At 68.6% G+C, this 18,854-nt stretch carries 18 protein-coding genes; 12 read left to right on the top strand and 6 right to left on the bottom strand.

The window, feature by feature from the left end; all coding sequences use genetic code 11:
• Window positions 1–112: 112 nt before the first annotated feature.
• Genes ACSFA0_RS10805 through ACSFA0_RS10785 form a run of 5 tightly spaced genes read right to left on the bottom strand, consistent with a single transcriptional unit; the run spans window position 113 to window position 5,201 of the window.
• A complete protein-coding gene (locus ACSFA0_RS10805; protein ID WP_435450183.1) occupies window positions 113–901 on the bottom strand; it encodes an ABC transporter permease in 789 nt (262 codons plus the stop codon).
• Entirely contained in the window at window positions 898–1,716 is an 819-nt protein-coding gene (locus tag ACSFA0_RS10800) for an ABC transporter ATP-binding protein (protein ID WP_435450946.1), read from the bottom strand. Before ACSFA0_RS10800 ends, ACSFA0_RS10805 begins: the two co-directional genes overlap by 4 nt.
• Entirely contained in the window at window positions 1,716–2,750 is a 1,035-nt protein-coding gene (locus ACSFA0_RS10795; RefSeq protein ID WP_435450182.1) for an ABC transporter substrate-binding protein, read from the bottom strand. Before ACSFA0_RS10795 ends, ACSFA0_RS10800 begins: the two co-directional genes overlap by 1 nt.
• On the bottom strand, window positions 2,747–3,919 hold the full coding sequence (locus ACSFA0_RS10790; RefSeq protein WP_435450181.1) for an oxamate carbamoyltransferase subunit AllG family protein: 1,173 nt from the start codon (window positions 3,917–3,919) through the stop codon (window positions 2,747–2,749). Before ACSFA0_RS10790 ends, ACSFA0_RS10795 begins: the two co-directional genes overlap by 4 nt.
• A 13-nt stretch (window positions 3,920–3,932) precedes the next feature.
• Window positions 3,933–5,201, bottom strand: a complete 1,269-nt coding sequence (locus ACSFA0_RS10785; RefSeq protein WP_435450180.1) for an amidohydrolase/deacetylase family metallohydrolase — start codon at window positions 5,199–5,201, stop codon at window positions 3,933–3,935.
• A gap of 186 nt (window positions 5,202–5,387) precedes the next feature.
• Here ACSFA0_RS10785 and ACSFA0_RS10780 point away from each other — a divergent pair, with 186 nt between their 5' ends.
• The 12 genes from ACSFA0_RS10780 to ACSFA0_RS10725 all read left to right on the top strand — a co-directional run bounded on the left by ACSFA0_RS10780 (window position 5,388) and on the right by ACSFA0_RS10725 (window position 17,038).
• Complete coding sequence (locus ACSFA0_RS10780; protein WP_435450179.1) at window positions 5,388–5,897, top strand: MarR family winged helix-turn-helix transcriptional regulator; 510 nt, start codon at window positions 5,388–5,390, stop codon at window positions 5,895–5,897.
• 307 nt (window positions 5,898–6,204) lie between these two features.
• The gene (locus tag ACSFA0_RS10775) at window positions 6,205–6,960 is read left to right on the top strand and encodes an SDR family NAD(P)-dependent oxidoreductase (protein ID WP_435450178.1); all 756 of its coding nucleotides are present in this window, start codon (window positions 6,205–6,207) and stop codon (window positions 6,958–6,960) included.
• Entirely contained in the window at window positions 6,960–7,952 is a 993-nt protein-coding gene (locus ACSFA0_RS10770; RefSeq protein WP_435450177.1) for an isopenicillin N synthase family dioxygenase, read from the top strand. Before ACSFA0_RS10775 ends, ACSFA0_RS10770 begins: the two co-directional genes overlap by 1 nt.
• A 67-nt stretch (window positions 7,953–8,019) precedes the next feature.
• Window positions 8,020–10,401 (top strand): xanthine dehydrogenase family protein molybdopterin-binding subunit, encoded by a 2,382-nt coding sequence (locus ACSFA0_RS10765; protein ID WP_435450176.1) that lies wholly within the window; start codon window positions 8,020–8,022, stop codon window positions 10,399–10,401.
• Window positions 10,398–11,219 carry an FAD binding domain-containing protein gene (locus ACSFA0_RS10760; protein WP_435450175.1) on the top strand — a complete coding sequence of 274 codons (822 nt, stop codon included), beginning with the start codon at window positions 10,398–10,400 and terminating at the stop codon, window positions 11,217–11,219. The genes ACSFA0_RS10765 and ACSFA0_RS10760 overlap by 4 nt, the downstream gene beginning before the upstream one ends.
• Entirely contained in the window at window positions 11,216–11,743 is a 528-nt protein-coding gene (locus ACSFA0_RS10755) for a (2Fe-2S)-binding protein (RefSeq protein ID WP_435450174.1), read from the top strand. The genes ACSFA0_RS10760 and ACSFA0_RS10755 overlap by 4 nt, the downstream gene beginning before the upstream one ends.
• Complete coding sequence (locus ACSFA0_RS10750) at window positions 11,733–12,362, top strand: SRPBCC family protein (protein ID WP_435450173.1); 630 nt, start codon at window positions 11,733–11,735, stop codon at window positions 12,360–12,362. Before ACSFA0_RS10755 ends, ACSFA0_RS10750 begins: the two co-directional genes overlap by 11 nt.
• 67 nt (window positions 12,363–12,429) lie before the next feature.
• Complete coding sequence (locus tag ACSFA0_RS10745) at window positions 12,430–13,593, top strand: ABC transporter substrate-binding protein (RefSeq protein ID WP_435450172.1); 1,164 nt, start codon at window positions 12,430–12,432, stop codon at window positions 13,591–13,593.
• 53 nt (window positions 13,594–13,646) lie between these two features.
• Window positions 13,647–14,519 (top strand): branched-chain amino acid ABC transporter permease, encoded by an 873-nt coding sequence (locus ACSFA0_RS10740; protein ID WP_435450171.1) that lies wholly within the window; start codon window positions 13,647–13,649, stop codon window positions 14,517–14,519.
• A complete protein-coding gene (locus tag ACSFA0_RS10735; protein WP_435450170.1) occupies window positions 14,516–15,568 on the top strand; it encodes a branched-chain amino acid ABC transporter permease in 1,053 nt (350 codons plus the stop codon). The genes ACSFA0_RS10740 and ACSFA0_RS10735 overlap by 4 nt, the downstream gene beginning before the upstream one ends.
• A complete protein-coding gene (locus ACSFA0_RS10730; RefSeq protein ID WP_435450169.1) occupies window positions 15,565–16,347 on the top strand; it encodes an ABC transporter ATP-binding protein in 783 nt (260 codons plus the stop codon). Before ACSFA0_RS10735 ends, ACSFA0_RS10730 begins: the two co-directional genes overlap by 4 nt.
• Window positions 16,334–17,038 carry an ABC transporter ATP-binding protein gene (locus tag ACSFA0_RS10725; protein WP_435450168.1) on the top strand — a complete coding sequence of 235 codons (705 nt, stop codon included), beginning with the start codon at window positions 16,334–16,336 and terminating at the stop codon, window positions 17,036–17,038. The genes ACSFA0_RS10730 and ACSFA0_RS10725 overlap by 14 nt, the downstream gene beginning before the upstream one ends.
• 12 nt (window positions 17,039–17,050) lie before the next feature.
• On the opposite strand, the gene ACSFA0_RS10720 is transcribed toward ACSFA0_RS10725, so the two are convergent.
• Window positions 17,051–18,766, bottom strand: a complete 1,716-nt coding sequence (locus ACSFA0_RS10720; RefSeq protein ID WP_435450167.1) for a M30 family zinc metallopeptidase — start codon at window positions 18,764–18,766, stop codon at window positions 17,051–17,053.
• Window positions 18,767–18,854: the final 88 nt, after the last annotated feature.

Below are 18,854 nucleotides of genomic sequence, written 5' to 3'. Positions count from 1 at the left end.
GGAGGGTCATGCGGTGGGCGTCGAGCCTAGCATTGGCTCCGCACCACCGCCAGCGAAGGCGACAGCCGCTCGCCCGTGACAGATCCGTGACTGTCACGAGCGGAATGTGCGTTCAGCCGCCCGTGAGCACGTCGCCCGCATCGCCGCCACGCCGTGCCCAGGCGGTGGAACGGCGCTCGATCAGGTCCGCGATCGCGTACATCACGATCCCCAGAACCGCCACCACCAGCAGCGCCGCGAACACCAGCGGCACGCGAAACGACGAGCTCGCGTTGAGCAGCAAATAGCCGATGCCCGCGTTGCTGGCCACCATTTCCGACACGACCGATCCGACGAATGCCAGCGTGATCGCCACCTTGAGCGAGGCGAACAGGTAGGGCAGCGAGCGCGGCAGCGCCACCTTGCGCAGGATCACCATGCGTCGCGCACCGAGCGAGCGCAGCACATCGGCCAGTTCGGGCTCGAGCGTCGCGATGCCGGTCGCCACATTGACAGCGATCGGAAAAAAGGCCGTGAGAAAGGCACACAGCACCGCGGGCACCGTGCCGATGCCGAACCACATCACCAGCACCGGCACCACGGCCACCTTGGGGATGGAATTGAAGCCGATCATCAGCGGATTGATGGCCCGGTAGATGGCCGGACTGGCGCCCACCAGCGCGCCCAGCAACAGCCCGAAGACGAGCGCGAGGAGGAAACCGATGACGGTGGTGTAGAGCGTCTGCAAAGCCCCCTCGACGATGGCAGGCCAGAACTCGACCATGGCGCGCATGGCCGCCGATGGCGACGGCAGCACCATCTCGGGCACCGAGAAGGCACGACAGGCCGCCTCCCAGAGCAGGAACATGCCGGCAGCGGTCAGCCAGGGGCTCATTGCGTGGCGAAACCGGCGTGGCGTCATGCGTCGACCTCCTGCGCGTGGCCCACATGCGCACGCAGATTCGCCACCTCGTCGGCGAAGCGCGCCGTGTAGCGGTCCTGTGCGGTGCGGTGGCAGTCCATCGGCACGTCGCGGCTGTGGACGATGCGGCCCGGGCGCTGCGAAAACACATGCACCGTGTCGGCCAGATAGGTCGCCTCGGTGAGGTCGTGCGTCACCAGCACGACGGTGAAGCGCCGCTCGGTCCACAGCGCCTTCAGCGTGTCCCAGAGTTCCTCGCGGGTGAAGGCGTCGAGGGCGCCGAAGGGCTCGTCGAGCAGCAGCAGGTCGGGCTCGTGGATGAGCGAGCGGCACAGCGACACGCGCTGCTGCATGCCGCCCGACAGCTGCCAGGGAAACCGGTCGGCCACGTTGCGCAGCCCGACTTTCTGGAACAGCGCCAGCGCGCGTTCCTTGTGGCGCGGCAGATCGCGGCGGAATGTATGGCAATGCGGCTCGACGATCTCCAACGGCAGCAGCACGTTTGACAGGCTGGTGCGCCACGGCAGCAGCGCCGGGCTCTGGAAGGCCATGCCGACGATCTTCAGTGGCCGATCGACTTCGCGGCCACCGACCAGCACGCCCCCGGCGCTCGGCATGCGCAACCCGCTGATCAGCTTCAGCATGGTCGACTTGCCGCAGCCCGACGGGCCGACCAGCGCGACGAATTCGCCGCGTCGCACGCGAAGGTCGATGCCCTGCAGCGCCAGCAGGCCGTCATCGCCATCGCCGTAGCGCAGGTCGACACCCCGGATGTCCACCAGCGTGTCGCCGCCGCTCTGCGCCTGGGCGGTCATCACTTGGGAAGCATCAGCTTGTCGCGCGCAGGCAGGTAGCGGTCGGTGTACACCTCGCCGACGGGTGGTGGCGGGATGTCGAACGCGGCAGCCACGTCCTGTACCGACTTCGCCAGGCGCACCGGATCGATCTTGCTCATGCCGTTCTCGCGCACCCAGGGCGTGGCGATCGACCAGCCGATCGACAGCTGCATGCGTTCCATCTCGACCTTCTTGTCGGTCAGCTTCTCGCGCTTGGCCAACGCGTCGATGGCGGCGGCGGGCGACTTCATGCTCTGCGCGATGCCGTCGGCCAAGCAGCCGATGAAGGCGGTGACCGCCGCGGCGTTGGCCGCCGCGAAGGCCGGCTTCACGAGCAGCGTGCTGCCGTAAAGCGAGGCGCCGTAGTCCGGAAAGCGCAGCATCACCACGTCGTCCTTGGGCACACCCGCGGCGCGCACGCCCATGTAGCCGGTGAAAGACGCGCCGCTGATCGCGTCGGCGTTCTTGCGCGCCAGCATGCTCTCGCGCAGCTCCGGCGACACGTTCATCCACTTGACCGACGCGGGGTCGAAATCGTTGGCCTTGGCCAGCACGGGAAAGAGTCGGCGCGATGCGTCGCCCGGCGGCGCGGCGATGGTCTTGCCGACCAGATCGGCCGGCTTGGCGATGCCGTTGCCCTTGCGGCTGATGATCGACAGCGAGGCCCCGTCGTAGATCATGAAGATGGCGATCAGCTTGCTGTCGGGCTGGCGCGCGTTGTATTCCATCATCGCGTTGATGTCCGCGAAGCCGATGTCGTAGGCGCCCGTCGCCACCTTGGTGATGGTGTCGCCCGAACCGAATCCGCGGTCGGTCAAGACGTCGAGCCCGGCGCGCGTGTAGCAGCCGTTTTCGTACGGCATGAGGAACGGGGCCTGCGGCCCCTGGAAGGCCCAGTCGGCCGCGAAACGCAGCTTGGTCGCGCTCTGCGCCAGGGCGCTGGCGCCCAGGGTGACGAGCGCGGCGGTGACGCCCGCGCGACGGATGACGCGATAAGCAGAATTTGAAGTCATGAACTCACCTGGGGGGGAATGGAAAGGAAGGGGGCCGCCACGCCATCGCCTGCGGCTTCGACGAACAGCGCCACGTCGGGCTGATAGACGCCGCGGCCGATCAGCCCGTGCGTGCCTTGGCGGTCGAGAATGGCGAGGTCGACCTGAGGTGCCACGCCGCTTGCCGCTACGCGCGCAATGTCGACCAAGCCCGTGGCCGGGTCGACCACCGCAGCGCGCTGTGCCGCCAGTGCGCCGGGCAGCACATGCCGCCATTCGTCCTGCAGCGCAGGTGCCGCGGCCAGCGCCTGGCCGCCGAGTCCGCAGAAATCGATGACGGCGCTGTCGCCGATGGCGCCCAGCGCCTCGCTGTCGGCATGGCCGGGCAGGCGCGTGCCCATCGGCGGCGTGGCCGGGCGCCGGTGCCAGCGGCTGTCGCCCTGCATGCGCAGCCCGAAATCGATGCCATTGCCGCCAACGGCAGCCAGCCCGTGCGTGGCGCGGCGCAGCCGCCAGCACGCCGCTGCCATCAGGATGGTCAGCACGAAGCCGGGGTTGGCCTGCAGTGCGGCTCGGTCGTCGGCGGCAAGGTCGGCAACGGCTTCGACCAGCGCCGCGTTGGCCGCTCCGGTGCGCGCGTGGCATTCGTCGCCCTGCTTGAGTGCCTGCACGACGATCGATGACAGCGCGACAGGCTGCGCCCGCAGCAGCGGTGCGAGCCGCTGCAGGCCGAAATCGACGATCGCGGCAAGACGCGAGCGCGCCTCCGGCGCTTGCGTGCCGAAGCGAAGGGCCGGCGGCGGCCCCTCGACCAGCGGCGCCCATGCGACGTGGCTCGCATCGCCGACCACGGCCATCGGCATCGAGGCCGAAACGACCTGCGCCAGCGGCGTGACCACGCCGTGGTCTTGCGCAGGACGAAGCTCAACCGCGCCGGTCGACAGCATGGCGCGCGCATGCGCCTCGTCGGCGGCCACCCCTTCGAACAACAGCGCCTGCACGCAGGCGTTGTGAACGGCACGTGGAACCTCGCCTTCGAACGGCGGACCGGCGTGCAACAGCACCGTCGGGCCCAGGTCGGGCAACGCGTCGCGCCGCAACACCACGTCCCGCAGGCTGGCACCTTCGAAGGGTCGCGCCCAGGATGCGGCATCGACCGCCTGCGGCGACCCAGGTAATGAGGAAGTCACAGCCGGCACTCCGTCAGGCCGCTTGCGCCACGGGCAGGATCGATGCGACAGCATCGAAGCGCTCGCCTGCGCGCAGGCAGAAGGCGGGCGTGAGCAGGCGGTCGGTCGTGACGGCTGTGCCTTCGTTGTCGTGCAAGGTCCAGCGGCCGCGCTGGTCGTTCAGCACGCTCACGTCGGCCTCGCCGCCGACCCGCAGGCTGCCGAGCGTGTCTTCCATGCCGATCATGCGGGCCGCATTCACCGTGACCATCGGCACCACCTGCTCGATCGTCAGCCCCAGTGCCAGCATGCTCGTCATCGCCGACACCAAGCTGAATCGGATGCGCCCCTTGAACATGTGGTCTTCCTCGTCCGGGTGCGAGTCCGGTGTGCCGGGCGGCGCCGGCACCGTGGTGTTGTAGCCGTGCATGTCGGCACCGAGGGTGTCGGGCATCACGCCGTAATCCAGCACGATGCGCGCCGTGCGGTAGCTGAAGTGCGAACCATGGCCCACGTCGATCTTCAAGCCGCGCGCGACCGCTTCCTTCACCAGCGGATGGAGCTTCCCGTCGAGTTCGACGAACCCGCCCGGGTGCCGGCTGAAAGGATGCGCCAGCACATCGCCCGGCTTGAGCATGTCGACGACCTGGTTGAAGATCGAGTCGGGGTCGACGGCCAGCCCGCCCTCCTCCGGCTTCGGCCAGAGCTGACCGAAATGGATGTAGACGGGCAGCTCCGCCTCGCGGCCCATGCGGGCGGCCAGCCGCATCACGTCGACACCCCAGCGCGCGAAGCCGCCGATCTCGGCATGCGCCTTCAGCCCGCGGACCAGATCGCGGTTGCTGCGTGCGGCCTTCACCGCCGCGTCGACGTCAAGACAGTCCGGGCGGTACAGCTCGGGGTAATAGTGGCCCTCGAGCCCGCCCACCAGGTAGCAGGACATGAAAGCCACCACGCGCGACTTGGCAGTGGCCACGACGTAGTCGCGAAACCCCGGCAAGGTGATCGAACTCGGCCCGCCCTGGTCGACCAGAGTGGTCACGCCGGAATGCACGCCGCACAGGTCGGCGTTCATCCCGAAGCGACCGGTCACGCCCTGGTAGACGTGTGCGTGGGTGTCGATCAGCCCCGGGAGCACGAGTTGCCCACGACAGTCGACCATCTCGGTATCGGCCGGTGCACTGGCCGACAGGTCCGGTCCGACCGCCGCAATGCGCGTGCCCGCCACCAGCACATCCATGATGCCGTTGCGCTGGTTGGCGGGATCGATCACGCAGCCGCCTTTGAGCAGAATGTTCGTCATTTCCTTGGTCGTTCCGAATGGGTTCTGTTGAGTGAGATAGGTGGCATGCCGCATGTTTCGTGCCACCCCCTTGACCGGACCGTCCGGCAGCAGATGCGCGGCATGCCCGCTAAACTGGCGCGCAGCCCCACCCTTCCGCGGGGCCGGGATGCGGCCCCTGCCGCGCAACGCTGCGCACGTGTTCAGATGACCGAGAAAACCAAGAGCAAGACCATCCAGGTGGAACTCCAGGCCGCACAGGAACGCTCGATGCTGTTCGCACGCCCGGGCTTCCTGATCCGCCGGCTGCATCAGATCCACAGCGGCCTCTTCACCGAAGAAACCAAGGCTTTCAACATCACACCTGTGCAGTACAGCCTGCTGACTGCACTTGCGGAGCATGGCGAGATGGACCAGAACACCCTGGCCATGGAGATCGGCCTCGAGCGCACCACCGTCGCCGAGGTGCTGCCCCGCCTGGAAAGCCGTGAGTTCATCGAGCGCAACCAGTCGGCGCAGGACAAGCGCGTGAAGCTGGTCAAACTCAGTCGCGCAGGCAAGGCGATGGTTCGCCGCATGGAAGCCGCAGCCCAGCGCGCCCACGACCGGACCATCGAACACCTGCCTGCGGCGGAGCGGCAGCTGTTCATGCTGCAGCTGATCCGGCTGGTGGAAGCGAACAACCACAAGAGCGTGGCGCCCCTGCGGCTGCGCTGAGCCTGGCCAGGGGATGGGGGCGCGGCCTCCCCGATTCGTCATCTCTGCCCTACGGAGTTCTTCCTATGAATAGGTGGCATGCCCCATTAATGCGCGGCATGCCACCGATACGGTGCATCACGCACGGCACCAGATCCCCACGGACGCTTGCTCGATCGTAAGTTTCACGCGCAGACCTGCTTGTTGTCCTGGCTATTGACGCAACGCAAGGACAAGACACACCGCAAGCTGCTAGTGGCATGGACGTTGCTTGAAAGCCCACAGGTCCGCGGCATTTCTGCCACGGGTTTCCGTCACCGGAGGTCTCATGGGTCTGGAAGGTTCTGTCGCCATCGTCACGGGCGCTGCCATCGGCATCGGCTTCGCCGCGGCTGAGCGCCTGGCCGAACGTGGCGCGCGGGTCGTCATCGCCGACCGCAGCGGCGCCGAAGAAGCCGCCGCCAGGCTGGCAGCGCGCGACCTCCAGGTGACGGGCGTCGCACTCGACGTCTCGTCACCCGAACAAGTAAGTGCCGCCGTGCAGGCCACCGAATCGCGCCACGGCCGCATCGATGTGCTGGTGAACAACGCCGGCATCTACTCCACCCTCGAACCCAAGGCTTTCGAGCAGCTGACGCCGCAGGAGTGGCGCCAGGTGTTCGACGTCAACGTGATCGGCGTGTTCCTGATGTGCCAGGCGGTGCTGCCGGCCTTCCAGCGCGCCGGGGGTGGCCGCATCGTCAACATCTCTTCGGGCGTCGCCTTCAAGGGCAACCCCTGGATGGCGCACTACGTCGCCAGCAAGGGTGCCGTGATCTCGCTGACGCGTGCGCTCGCCACCGAACTCGGCCGCTACCAGATCCTCGTCAATAGCGTGGCGCCGGGCTTCACGCTGAGCGACGGCGTTCACCGCAACCCCACGCTGGTCGAAGGCGTGCGCGAGCCGTCGATGCGCAACCGGGTGCTCGCCCGGGACATGACCCCGGCCGACCTGGTGGGCGCCATCGAGTTCTTCGCCGACGCACAGTCGGCCTTCATCACCGGCCAGACGCTGGTGGTCGACGGCGGCGCGTACTTCCACTGATGCCCGAGTCCGCCGACATGCCCGACACCACCATTCCCGTGATCGACCTTGCACCGGCGCTGCAGGGCACCCGCGCCGAGCGCCTGCGCGTCGCGCGCGAGATCGAGGCCGCGTGCACCGACATCGGCTTCTTCACGATCACCGGCCATGGTGTGCCGCTCGCGCTGATCGACACGCTGCGCGGCCACGCCAGCACCTTCTTCAATCTGCCGCTGGACGAGAAGCGCCGCGCCGAGCCCGAGAAGGTCACGGTGCCGCGCGGCTACCGCGCGCTGGGCTTCGACGCGCTGTCGCGCGGCAATGCCGGCGACGCGCCGGGCGACCTGAAGGAGTACTACCACTTCGGCCGCGAAAGCTGGCCCGACACGCCCTACTACACCAGCGAGACGGGCCAGCGCTATTTCATCCCGAACCGCTGGCCGGTGCGGCCCGACGGCTTCGCCACGGCGGCCGCCGTGTACTACGCCGAGATGGAACGGCTCACCGGCCAGATGATGTCGCTCGCCGCCTTGGCGCTGGGCCTCGATGAAGATTTCTTCGAGGACAAGATCGACCGGCACATCACCGCCATGCGCCTGAACTTCTACCCGGCGCAACAGGAGGCGCCGCTGGCCGGCCAGATGCGCGCCGGCCCACACACCGACTATGGCCTGCTGACCATCCTCAACGGCGAGAACACGCCCGGCGGGCTCGAGGTGCAGACGCGCGGCGGGCAGTGGCTGCGCGTCGAGACCGCCCCCGACACCTTCGTCGTGAACATCGGCGACCTGCTGATGCGCTGGACCAACGACCGCTGGGTGTCCAACGTGCACCGCGTCGTCAACCCGCCGCCAGGCAGCGGCCCGGCGGCGCAGCGCATCTCGCTCGCCTTCTTCCACCACCCCAACTACGACGCGCTGGTCGAGTGCATCGCGCCCGAAGGCCAGGCGAAGTACCCGCCGGTGTTGTCGGGGGAGTACCGCGACCAGCAGTACCGGCGCACGCGCGTCTGAGCGCGTCGTCACCGATCACCAAAGGCATCAATATGTGGCACACCCCACTTCTCCAAAGGAGCGACCGATGAACGCTCGCACCCCGCCAGCCGGCCTCGTGCTGCCGGCCGACGCTGACCAGGGCATCGGTGGCACGCCGCGCCGCAAGGAAGATCGCCGCTTGCTGCTCGGCCGCGGCCAGTACGTGGGCGACATCCGCATGCCCGACATGCTCGACGTGGCCTTCGTCCGCTCGCCCGTGGCACACGCGCGGCTGGGTCGCATCGACAAGCCCGAGGGGCTGGCGCAGATGGTCTACACGATGGACGACCTGCACGGCGTGCAGCCGATCCTCGCCGCGTCCTCGCTCCCCGGCTTCAAGCGCTCGGTGCAGCATCCGCTGGCCATGGGCAAAGTGCGCTTCGTCGGTGAGCTGGTGGCGGCCTGCGTGGCGCCGACCCGCGCCCGTGCGGAGGACATCGCCGCGCAGGTGATGGTCGACTACCTCGACCTGCCGGTGCTGGCCAGCATGGAAGGCGCCGTCGATTCGGCCACGCGAGTGCACGACGAATGGAGCGACAACGTCTTCGCCGAGACGAACACCGAGCGCGGCGCCGCGGTGCCGGGCGCCCCGGCCACCCGCACCGTGCGTCGCCAGTTGCGCACCTCGCGCCAATGCATGATGCCACTCGAAGGCCGCGCCGTGCTGTGCTGGTGGGACCACCGGCTCGACCAGCTGGTGATGTATTCCGCCGCGCAGGTGCCGCACATCAACCGCACCGGCCTGGCCGAGTGCCTGGGCCTCGACCAGGGCCAGATCCGTGTGGTGTCGCCCGACGTCGGCGGTGGCTTCGGCTACAAGGGCCTGCTGCTGCCCGAAGAGATCTGCTGCGCCTGGCTGGCGCGCCACCTGCGCCGCCCGGTGCGCTGGCTGGAAGACCGACGCGAGCAGCTCGGCGCCAACGCCAACTGCCGCGAACACGCCTACGACATCGCGGTCGAGGTCGAAGCCGACGGCCGGCTGGTCGGCATCGAATGCGACGCCATGGTCGACTCCGGCGCGTACTCGTCGTACCCCTTCAGCGCCTGCCTCGAGGCCGCACAGATCGGCTCGATCCTGCCGGGCCCGTACATGATGGACCGCTTCGTCTGCCGCACCCGCTCGGTCGCGACCAACAAGCCGCCCATCCTGCCGTACCGCGGCGTGGCGCGCACCGGCGTGTGCTTCGCGATCGAGCTGATGCTCGACGCGGCCGCGCGCGAGCTTGGCATCGAACCGTACGAACTGCGCGCCCGCAGCCTGGTGCCGGCCTCGGCCATGCCGTACACCAACATCACGAACAAGTACTTCGACTCGGGCGACTACCTCGCCGCGATGACGAAGGCCGTCGAGGCGCTGGGCTGGCAGGCCTGGCGCGAGCGGCAGGCGACCGCGCCGGCAGGCAAGCGCATCGGCCTCGGCCTCGCGGTGTTCTGCGAGCAGGGCGCGCATGGCACCTCGGTCTACCACGGTTGGGGCATTCCGATGGTGCCGGGCTACGAGCAGTGCGCCGCGCGCTTCACGCCGGACGGCATTCTGGAGATCCGCCTCGGTGTGCATTCGCACGGCCAGGGCATGGAAACGTCGATGGCACAGGTGGCCCACACGGTGCTCGGCATCGACATCGACCGAGTTCGCGTGCAGCACGGCGACACCGCCAACTCGCCCTACTCCACCGGCACCTGGGGCTCGCGCTGCGCCGTGATGGCGGGCGGCGCGGTGGGCACGGCCTGCCAGGCGCTGGCGGCACGGATGACCGAGATCGCCGCCGCGCTGCTGGGCGTGCCGGCTGCATCGCTGCGGGTCGATGGCGGACGCATCGGCGTACCCGATTCGCCGGGCCTGACGCTCGACGAGATCGCGCGTACCTGGTACCGCGCGCCGCAGAAGATTCCGCTGGGCATCGACCCGTCGGGCCTCGAAGTCGTAGTCGGCTACAAGACCGCGCCCGACACCGGCACCTTCAGCTACGCCTGCCATGCCTGCGCGGTCGAGGTCAACGTCGCCACCGGTCGCGTGACGCTGCTCGACTATGCGATCTGCGAGGACGGCGGTGTGCTGCTCAACCCGCAGATCGTCGAAGGCCAGCTGATCGGTGGCCTGGCACAGGGCATCGGCACCGCGCTGTACGAAGAGATGCCTTTTGATGGCGAAGGCCAGCCGCTGGCCTCGACCCTGGCCGACTACCTGATGCCCGGCGCTGGCGAAATGCCGCCGTTGAAGATCATCCACATGGAGACGCCGAGCCCGCTCACGCTGTTCGGCCAGAAGGGCATCGGCGAAGGCGGCGCCATCGCGCCGCCGGCGGCCATCGTCAACGCGGTCAACGACGCGCTGCATGCGCTGGGTGCCGAGCTCACCGAATGCCCCGCCAGCCCCGAGCGCGTGCTGCGCGCGTTGGCGGCCGCGCGCACCGGAGCGCTCGCATGAAGGCCGTCGCCTATGCCGTCGAGGCCGCCGCATCGGTCGATGCTGCGACGCTGGCGCTGCGCGCGGGCGGCTGGGGCTGCAAGCCGATCGCCGGTGGCCAGTCGCTGGGCGCGATGCTCAACCTGCGCCTAGTCCAGCCCGAGACGCTGGTCGACCTCGACGGCATCAGTGAACTACGCGACGTGAAGGAGGCCGGCGACCACGTCTTCTTCGGCGCCATGACGACCCACGCCGCCATCGAAGACGGCCGCGTGCCAGACCCGAGCGGCGGCCTGATGCCCTTCGTGGCCCGCAGCATCGCCTACCGCGCCGTGCGCAACCGCGGAACGATCGGTGGCAGCCTGTGCCATGCCGACCCGGCCGCCGACTGGGTGGCCTGCCTGCCGCTGCTCGGCGCCACGGTGGTCGTGGCCGGTGCAGAGGGTCGACGCGACATCCCTGCGGCCAGCTTCATGACCAGCGCCTTCGAGACCCAGCTGGCCGAAGGCGAATTGCTCATCGGCGTGCGCGTGCCGCGCCGCTCGCCAGCCGCGCACTGGTCGTACCGCAAGTTCTGCCGCAAGACCGGCGAGTTCTCCCACGCCACGGTCGGTGCGCTGATCGATCCGGCCGACGGCACGGAGCGGATCGTGCTGGGCGCGCTCGACGGCGCGCCGCGCGTCTTCGAAGGCGCCGGCCTGCTGCGCGAACTCTCTGCCGATAGGGCACGGCGCCAAGCACTGCTGGACGGCGCCGGCCGCGGCCTCGACGACACCCGCCGCGCGCTGCTGGCCGAGATGCTGCGGCTTGCACTCAACGACATGGAAACTCCCCGATGACGGTTGCCAACCTCGAATTCCCCGCGGTGCGCGAAGCGCGCATCACGCTCGACGTCAATGGCCGCGCGTACGCGATGACGGTCGAGCCCCGCACCCACCTGGCCGACGCGCTGCGCGAGCAGTGCGGGTTGACGGCCACGCACCTGGGCTGCGAGCACGGCGTGTGCGGCGCCTGCACGGTGGAGGTCGACGGCGCGCCGCAACGCGCGTGCCTGCAATCAGCGACGCGCTTCGCCGGCAAGCGGGTGCGCACGCTCGAGGCCTTCGACGACGACGCCGTGATGGCGCAACTGCGCGATGCCTTCTCGGCCGAGCATGCCCTGCAGTGCGGCTATTGCACGCCCGGCATGCTCATGACCGCGCGCGACATCGTGCTGCGACTGCCGCAGGCCGACGAGCAACGCATCCGCGACGAACTGGCGGGCAACCTGTGCCGCTGCACCGGCTATGCCGGCATCGTGAAGGCCATCCAGCGCGTGCTCCACGCGCGTGGCGACACCGAAGGGCTCCGCCATGCAGCTTGAGCAAGCCTTCACGCTCGCCGCCCCGCTCGAACCGGTCTGGACAGCCTTTCACGATGTCGAACTGCTCGTCGATTGCCTGCCAGGCGCCTCGATCGACCCGGCCGGCACGCCGGCCGACGCGCAGAGCGTGCCGCTGCTCTTCAAGGTGAAGCTGGGCCCGATCGCCGCGGCCTTCGCCGGCCAGGGCCGCATCGCGCTCGACGACACCGCACGCACCGGCAGCTTCGCCGGCAGCGCGGTCGACACCCGTACCAGCAGCCGCATCAAGGGCGAGGCCCGTTTCTCGGTGCAGCCCGACGCGGCCGACGCGCAGTCTACCCGGGTCGCGCTGACGGTCGACTTCACCATCACCGGTGCCCTCGCGCAGTTCAGCCGCGAAGGCATCGTGCGCGCGCTCGCCGACCAGCTGAGCCGGCAGTTCGCCGAGCAGTTGCAGGCACGGTTGCCACAGTCCGCGCCTTCCGTTGCGGAGGCGCCCGCAGGCGACGGCGCCGCCGGCCACGCGCCATCGGCCCCTGCCGCCGCTCCGGCATCTCACGCCAACGACAACGCCATCGACCTGTGGAGTCTGCTCAAGGCATGGCTGCGCAGCGTGTGGCCGGGCGCCTCCCGGCCCTGAGCGCCGCGATTCCTTCCGACCGCATTCCCCTTCCCTGTTTCTCCCCACCTCTCCAAGGAAATCAACCATGTGGATCCGTACCAAGACCTGGGCCGCCATCGCCGGCGCCACCGCCTTCACGACGTTGACCGCGTTGTCCGCGCATGCGCAAGACACGATCAAGATCGGCGTCTCGGAGCCACTCACCGGCGCGGTCGCCGCCTCTGGCAACTACGTGACCAACGGCGCGCGCATCGCGGCGGACGTGATCAACAAGAAAGGCGGCGTGCTCGGCAAACAGATCGAGCTGGTCATCGAGGACAACAAGTCGAACCCGCGTGAAGCGGTCAACTCCGCCGAGAAGCTGATCCTCAAGGACAAGGTGCCGGTGATGATGGGCGCCTGGAGTTCGACCTTCACGCTGGCCGTGATGCCCAAGCTGATGGAGTACGGCGTGCCGATGGTGGTCGAGACCGCCTCGTCCGGCAAGATCACCACCTCGGGCAACCCGTGGATCTTCCGCACCAGCCCGACCTCTGCCATGGAGGCACTGGCCTTCGGCAAGCAGCTGGCGTCGTTTAGCCCGGCGATCAAGAAGGTGGACTTCCTGTCGGTCAACAACGACTGGGGCCTGGGCGCTGCGGCCGAGTTCAAGAAGATGCTGGAGTCCAAGGGCATCTCCGTGGGCCGCACCGAAACGATGGCGCCCGACGCGACCGATCTGTCGGCGCAGCTCGCAGCGCTCAAGGGCACCGGCTCCGACACGCTGATCGTCACCTCGGGCATCGAGCAGCTCACCCTCGCCATCCGCCAGGCGGGCGAGCAGCGTCTCGGCCAACGCCTGATCACCACCGGTGGTTCGTTCCCCGAGCCGCTGCTGAAGACGCCGGGCCCCAAGGGCTACGCCAGCCAGCACCTGCTGTTCTTCGCACCGTGGGCCGTCGAACGCGCCAAGTACCCGGAGGTGGCCAAGGGCTTCGTCGATGGCTGGAACGCACGCAAGCTCGACTTCGCCGGCCAGACCGAAGGCTTTCGCGGCTACGACGCGATCCTGACCATCGCCGAGGCGATCAAGATCGCCGGCAAGGCCGAGCCGACCGCCATCCGCGATGCGCTGTGGAAGGTCAAGCTCAAGGGCGTGAACGGCGACATCGCCTTCGGCAAGGAAGGCCCTGCCGGCCAGGAGAGCGGCCAGGCCGAGCCGAACATCTACGTCGTCGAACTCAAGGACGGCGCGGTCAGCGTCAAGTAAACGCAACCCACCGGGCCCTTGGCGGCCCGGTCGCTCGGACACGGACACATACGGTGGATCAATTCCTTCAACATCTGCTCAACGGGCTCGTGCTCGGGGCCACGTACGCGCTGCTGGGCATCGGCCTGACGCTGATCTTCGGCATCATGCGGGTCGTCAATTTCGCGCACGGCGAGCTCTACGCGCTGGGCGGCTACGTCGCCTACGCCGCCGTGTCGGTGTTCGACCTCAACTATTTCGGCTCGCTGATCCTGGCGGCGATCGCCGGCATGCTCGTCGGCGCGCTGATCGAGTACGTGCTGCTGCGCCGGCGTGACCTGGGGTCCATCGACGAGGTGATGCTGATCATGATCGGCACCATGCTCATCATGCAGAACACCGAGCTGCTGGCCTGGGGCGGCGTCGCCAAGGCCGTGCCCTCGCCGTTCTCGCAGGAGCCGCTGGTGTGGGGCGAGGTGTCGGTGTCGCCGATCCGCCTGTTCGTTCTATGCACAGCGCTGTTTCTGCTGGCGGTGTTCTACATGCTCATCGAGCGCTCGCGCTTCGGCCTGGCCATGCGCGCCACCTTCCAGGACCGCGATGCGGCACGCATCGTCGGCGTCGACGTGTCGCGCATCTACACGGCGACCTTCGCGCTCGGCTCCTCCCTGGCGGCCGTCGCCGGAGCGTTGCTGGCGCCGGTGTTCGTCGTCAGTCCCACGATGGGCGACCTGGCGAACCTGAAGGCTTTCGCCATCGTGATCCTCGGCGGGCTCGGCAACCTGGGCGGCGCGGCGCTCGGTGGCTTCGCGCTCGCGCTGGTCGAAGAGTTCGGCGCCGGCTACATCTCCACCGCCTACCGCGACGCGATCGGCTTCCTCGTGATCCTGCTCGTCATGATCGTTCGTCCACAAGGCCTCTTCGCCGGCAAGGAGCGGGTCGGATGAGCCGTCAGAAACAACTCGGCTTCGCGGCCAGCGTCGCCGCGCTCGCGGTGCTGCCCCTGCTGTGGCCCGACCCGTACATGCTGTCGGTGGTGGCCTCCTGCGGCATCTTCATCATCGCGGCGATCAGCCTCAACCTGCTGCTGGGCTTCACCGGCCAGCTGAGCCTGGGGCATGTCGCGTTCTTCGGCATTGGCGCCTACACCAGCGCGCTGATGTCGCTGGGTTTCGACGTTGATCTGCTGGGCACCGGCACCCCTTGGGTGGTCGCGCCCAAGCCGGTGTGGCTGGCCTTCGCCAGCGGCATCGTGGTGGCGGGGCTGTTCGGCTGGCTGGTCAGCCGCATCGCCTTCCGGGTGCGCGGCGCCTACTTCGTGATCGTGACCATCAGCTTCGCGCAGGTGATGCGCATGGTCGCGCTCAACTGGGTCGACCTGACCGAAGGCCCGATGGCGCTCAACAACATCCCGCCCCTCACGCTGTGGCTGCCGGGCACCGGCACGCTGCCGATCGCGACCAAGGCATCGATCTACTGGCTGGTGCTTGCGGCCGCGGTGGCGGCCTACCTGCTGGTGGCCGCGCTGGTCACCAGCCGACTCGGCCGCGCCATGATCGCGCTGCGCGAGAACGAGACGCTGGCGCGCTCCATCGGCATCGACGTGACGCGCTTTCTGCGCATCGCTGCCATCGGCGCGGCCGGCATCGCTGGCGCGGCGGGCGGGCTGTATGCGCACACGGTGCGCATCATCGACCCCGACGTCTTCATGTTCATGTTCACCGTCACGATGGTCATCATGGTCATCGTGGGCGGCAAGGGCACGCTGGCCGGCCCGGTGATCGGCGGGCTGCTCTTCGGATTGCTGCCGGAAGTGCTACGCGGCGTGCTGGCGCCCGAGGCGCAATGGATCATCTACGGCGCGCTGATGATCCTCGTGCTCATCTTTCTGCCCAAGGGCATCGTGCCCGCAGCCGGGACGCTGAAGCGCCGGCTCGCGGCGCGGCGCACGCCCAAGGCCACGCGCGTCTCCACCGCAGAGAGCGAGCCGGCATGAGCACCCCTGTTCTGACGCTGTCCAACGTCACCATGCAGATCGCCGGCCTCACCGCCGTCGACCAGCTCAGCTTCTCGGTCGAGGCCGGGCAGATCGTGAGCCTGATCGGGCCCAACGGCGCCGGCAAGACCACCACCTTCAACGTGATCTCCGGCTACATGCGCCCCACCGCGGGCCAGGTCATGCTGTTCGGCGAGAACATCGTCGGCCTGTCGCCCGACCGCATCGCCCAGCGCGGCCTGGTGCGCAGCTTTCAGCGCACCAGCGTGTTCGCCGGCTGCACCGTGTTCGACAACGTGCTCACCGCCCTGCACCTGCAGGGCCGTGCCGGCGTGTGGAAGACGCTGCTGCGCACGCCGGGCTTCCAGCGCGAGGAAGCCGCGCTGCGAGACCAGGCACGCGAGATGCTCGATTTCCTCGGGCTGCAGTCGCGCGCCGACGAGCTCGCGTCGAGGCTGTCGTACGGCGAACAGCGCGTGCTCGGCGTCGGCCTCGCGCTCGCGGCCAAGCCGCGCATGCTGCTGCTCGACGAGCCCGCCGCCGGGCTGAACCCTTCGGAGACCGAAGCCTTCAAAGCGACGGTGCGGCGCATCGGCGACCGCGGCATCACCGTGCTGCTGGTCGAGCACGACATGCACATGGTGATGTCGATCTCCGACCACATCGTGGTGCTCAACCACGGCCGGCTCATCGCGACCGGCATTCCCACAGCCATCCAGCAGGATCCCGAAGTGATCCGCGCCTACCTCGGGTCAGGACTCCGCCGTGCTCAAGCTTGATCAGGTTACGGTCCGCTATGGCGCGACCACAGGTGTTGACCGCATCTCGCTCCAAGTGCGCGAAGGCGAGCTGGTCACGCTCATCGGCGCCAACGGCGCGGGCAAGTCGACCACGCTGCGCGCCATCAACGGGCTCGAGCCGCTCGCCGGCGGCAGCATTCACTTCGACGGGCATCTGATCTCGGGCGCCACGCCGGCGGCGATCATCGACCGCGGCATTTCGCACTGCCCCGAAGGTCGCCGCGTGTTCCCGCAGCTGACCGTCCGAGAGAACCTCGAGATGGGCGCCTACCGCCGCACTGACCGCCAGCGTGCGCGCGACGACATGGAGCGCCTGCTCGACAAGTTCCCGCGCTTGCGCGAGCGCATCAAGCAGGCCGCCGGCACGCTCTCGGGCGGCGAGCAGCAGATGCTGGCCATCGCACGCGCGCTCATGGCGCGTCCGCGGCTGGTGATGTTCGACGAACCCTCGCTCGGCCTGGCACCGAACTTTGTCGAGATGATCTTCGACCTGATCCTGGAGATCCGCCGTGAAGGCGTGACGGTGTTGATGGTCGAGCAGAACGCCTATGCCGCGCTGGAAATGTGCGACCGCGCCTACCTGCTGGAGAACGGGCACATCGTGAAGGACGGCACCGCCGCCGACATGCTGGCCGACCCGGCGATACGGCGCGCCTACCTGGGCGGGTGAGCGCGGTACCGATCAGCGAATCACCACCGTCAACGTGCTTCCCTGCGGCACGCGCACCGTTTCCTTGTACGTGCCCGACAGCCGGAAGCGCGACACCGGGAAGCTCGCGAAGCCCTTGAGCGTCGCCGGCACCGCCGTCGGCAGGCCGCGGCCCGACTCGCCCAGCGCGGCCGGGTCCATCGCAACCAGTTGCAGGCCGTCGTCGTTGCGCGTGGGCATGCTGTAGCCGGCGACGTCGGCGCTCAACGGCACCAGCCCAGCGGCGGCCGACGAGAAGCGGCGCATCTCCTGGCCGATGCCCGAACTCTGGCGCTGGGCCTGGATCGCGGCCTGGAGCACGGCGGCCGAATCGGTCAGCCCGGTGCTGCGAAGCAGCGACTGGAAGAAGCCCAGCCCGAACTGGCGATTGAGGTAGCCGCCGAAGGAGCCGACCACCGCGTAGCTTTCGCACACGCTGCCCATCGGGTCCCAGCGGGTGAGCTCGCAGTTGTAGCTGCCGTTGCCGCGGTAGTTCAGGTAGTACGGCAGCCGCGCATCGCGGATGGCGTTGTGGCTGGTGTCGAGCGAATAGCTGGCCCAGTCTTCCATCATCAGTGCCGACATCTCCTCGAGCCAGTCGTCGAAGGCGAACTCGGGGCCCATGGTCACGCTGCGGCGGTAGAAGTTCTGCATGTGCAGGCCTTCGTGTGCGAGCGCGGTCACGACCTGCCGCATGCCGCGGTCGCCGTCGAGGTACATCGTCTCGGTGTCCATGTACATGCCCACGGATTCGTTGCTGTAGGCCCGCTGGCCCGCGTCCTTCTTGAAGTTGTTCAAGCCCCAGAAATAGCCACCCATGCCGTACGGCACGCCATTGCGGTCGAAGTTCACGAGAAAGATGTCGATCGGCTGGCCGTTGCCAGCCAGCAGCTCGGTGTAGCCGTGCGGGCCCCACAGCGGGCCGCCGACCTTGACCAGCATGTCGTAGATGCCGCCGGCCGCGGCGAAGGCGTCGCGCATGCGCTCGGCCAGCGTGGTGGACACGCGCGAAGCGTCGAGCTCGCTCGTTTCCACCCACACGTTCACGACCGTCCCGTCGCCGGTGGTGCGCTGGCCGGTGAGCTGCACGGTGCGTTGCGACTGGTCGAGCAGGTACACGGTGCGCTGCTGGCCCACGGTGAAGGTGGCGGCCGGCGCCGGCGGCACCGACGAGGCGGAGAGCTTCGCGTTGACACCGCCCGCGGCCGGCTGGCTCAGCCACTTCGCGAAGCCCTGGCGGTTGAATTGCGCGACCTCGGCGTTGAAGGCCGTCGGCGCATCGGCTTCGGTGCCGCCCAGAGCCATCGACTTGCGCAGCGCCGGCGCCACGGTGGTGGCAGACGACAGGATCTGCAGCGACGGCATCACGACTTCCTGCGCCGATTCGTTGGTGAAGACCAGCGTCACGAGCTGCCCTGTCAGGCCGCTGATCGTGAGCGGAAAATCCTTCGACGACGTCCCGGTGTTCGACGCCTGCCAGACACCGGTGCCGGCACCGGCATAGGTGCTGCCGTCGATGGCGCCGCAATTCGTGCAGGCAGCCACGAGCGGCGACGGCGTTGGTTCCGCAGCCGTCACCGGGGGACCGCCGGCACCCGCGGAGCCACTGGCTCCGCCGCCCCCGCCTCCCCCGCCACAGGCCGTGAGCATCGCGGCCGCGGCCAGCGAGGCGATGGCACCGAGAAGGGGATGGGGGAGTCTGCGAAGCATGGCGGTTCCTTGTCCGGCGAAGTCCGGTGCGTGTGAGGCGCCCGGACCGCGTGGAAAGAGAAACAAGGCTCTGCGGGCGCGGCCCGGT

The organism is Variovorax restrictus, assembly GCF_051216715.1.
Taxonomy (GTDB): domain Bacteria; phylum Pseudomonadota; class Gammaproteobacteria; order Burkholderiales; family Burkholderiaceae_C; genus Variovorax.
Note: the sequence above shows the minus strand (reverse complement) of the source record. Positions and strands in the feature narration are given on the sequence as shown.

What these genes read in the sequence shown, in the direction of transcription:
- ACSFA0_RS10805 (WP_435450183.1), bottom strand. Translation starts at nt 901, where the DNA reads ATGACGCCACGCCGGTTTCGCCACGCAATGAGCCCCTGGCTGACCGCT.
- ACSFA0_RS10800 (WP_435450946.1), bottom strand. Translation starts at nt 1,716, where the DNA reads ATGACCGCCCAGGCGCAGAGCGGCGGCGACACGCTGGTGGACATCCGG.
- ACSFA0_RS10795 (WP_435450182.1), bottom strand. Translation starts at nt 2,750, where the DNA reads ATGACTTCAAATTCTGCTTATCGCGTCATCCGTCGCGCGGGCGTCACC.
- ACSFA0_RS10785 (WP_435450180.1), bottom strand. Translation starts at nt 5,201, where the DNA reads ATGACGAACATTCTGCTCAAAGGCGGCTGCGTGATCGATCCCGCCAAC.
- ACSFA0_RS10780 (WP_435450179.1), top strand. Translation starts at nt 5,388, where the DNA reads ATGACCGAGAAAACCAAGAGCAAGACCATCCAGGTGGAACTCCAGGCC.
- ACSFA0_RS10775 (WP_435450178.1), top strand. Translation starts at nt 6,205, where the DNA reads ATGGGTCTGGAAGGTTCTGTCGCCATCGTCACGGGCGCTGCCATCGGC.
- ACSFA0_RS10770 (WP_435450177.1), top strand. Translation starts at nt 6,960, where the DNA reads ATGCCCGAGTCCGCCGACATGCCCGACACCACCATTCCCGTGATCGAC.
- ACSFA0_RS10765 (WP_435450176.1), top strand. Translation starts at nt 8,020, where the DNA reads ATGAACGCTCGCACCCCGCCAGCCGGCCTCGTGCTGCCGGCCGACGCT.
- ACSFA0_RS10760 (WP_435450175.1), top strand. Translation starts at nt 10,398, where the DNA reads ATGAAGGCCGTCGCCTATGCCGTCGAGGCCGCCGCATCGGTCGATGCT.
- ACSFA0_RS10755 (WP_435450174.1), top strand. Translation starts at nt 11,216, where the DNA reads ATGACGGTTGCCAACCTCGAATTCCCCGCGGTGCGCGAAGCGCGCATC.
- ACSFA0_RS10750 (WP_435450173.1), top strand. Translation starts at nt 11,733, where the DNA reads ATGCAGCTTGAGCAAGCCTTCACGCTCGCCGCCCCGCTCGAACCGGTC.
- ACSFA0_RS10745 (WP_435450172.1), top strand. Translation starts at nt 12,430, where the DNA reads ATGTGGATCCGTACCAAGACCTGGGCCGCCATCGCCGGCGCCACCGCC.
- ACSFA0_RS10735 (WP_435450170.1), top strand. Translation starts at nt 14,516, where the DNA reads ATGAGCCGTCAGAAACAACTCGGCTTCGCGGCCAGCGTCGCCGCGCTC.
- ACSFA0_RS10730 (WP_435450169.1), top strand. Translation starts at nt 15,565, where the DNA reads ATGAGCACCCCTGTTCTGACGCTGTCCAACGTCACCATGCAGATCGCC.
- ACSFA0_RS10720 (WP_435450167.1), bottom strand. Translation starts at nt 18,766, where the DNA reads ATGCTTCGCAGACTCCCCCATCCCCTTCTCGGTGCCATCGCCTCGCTG.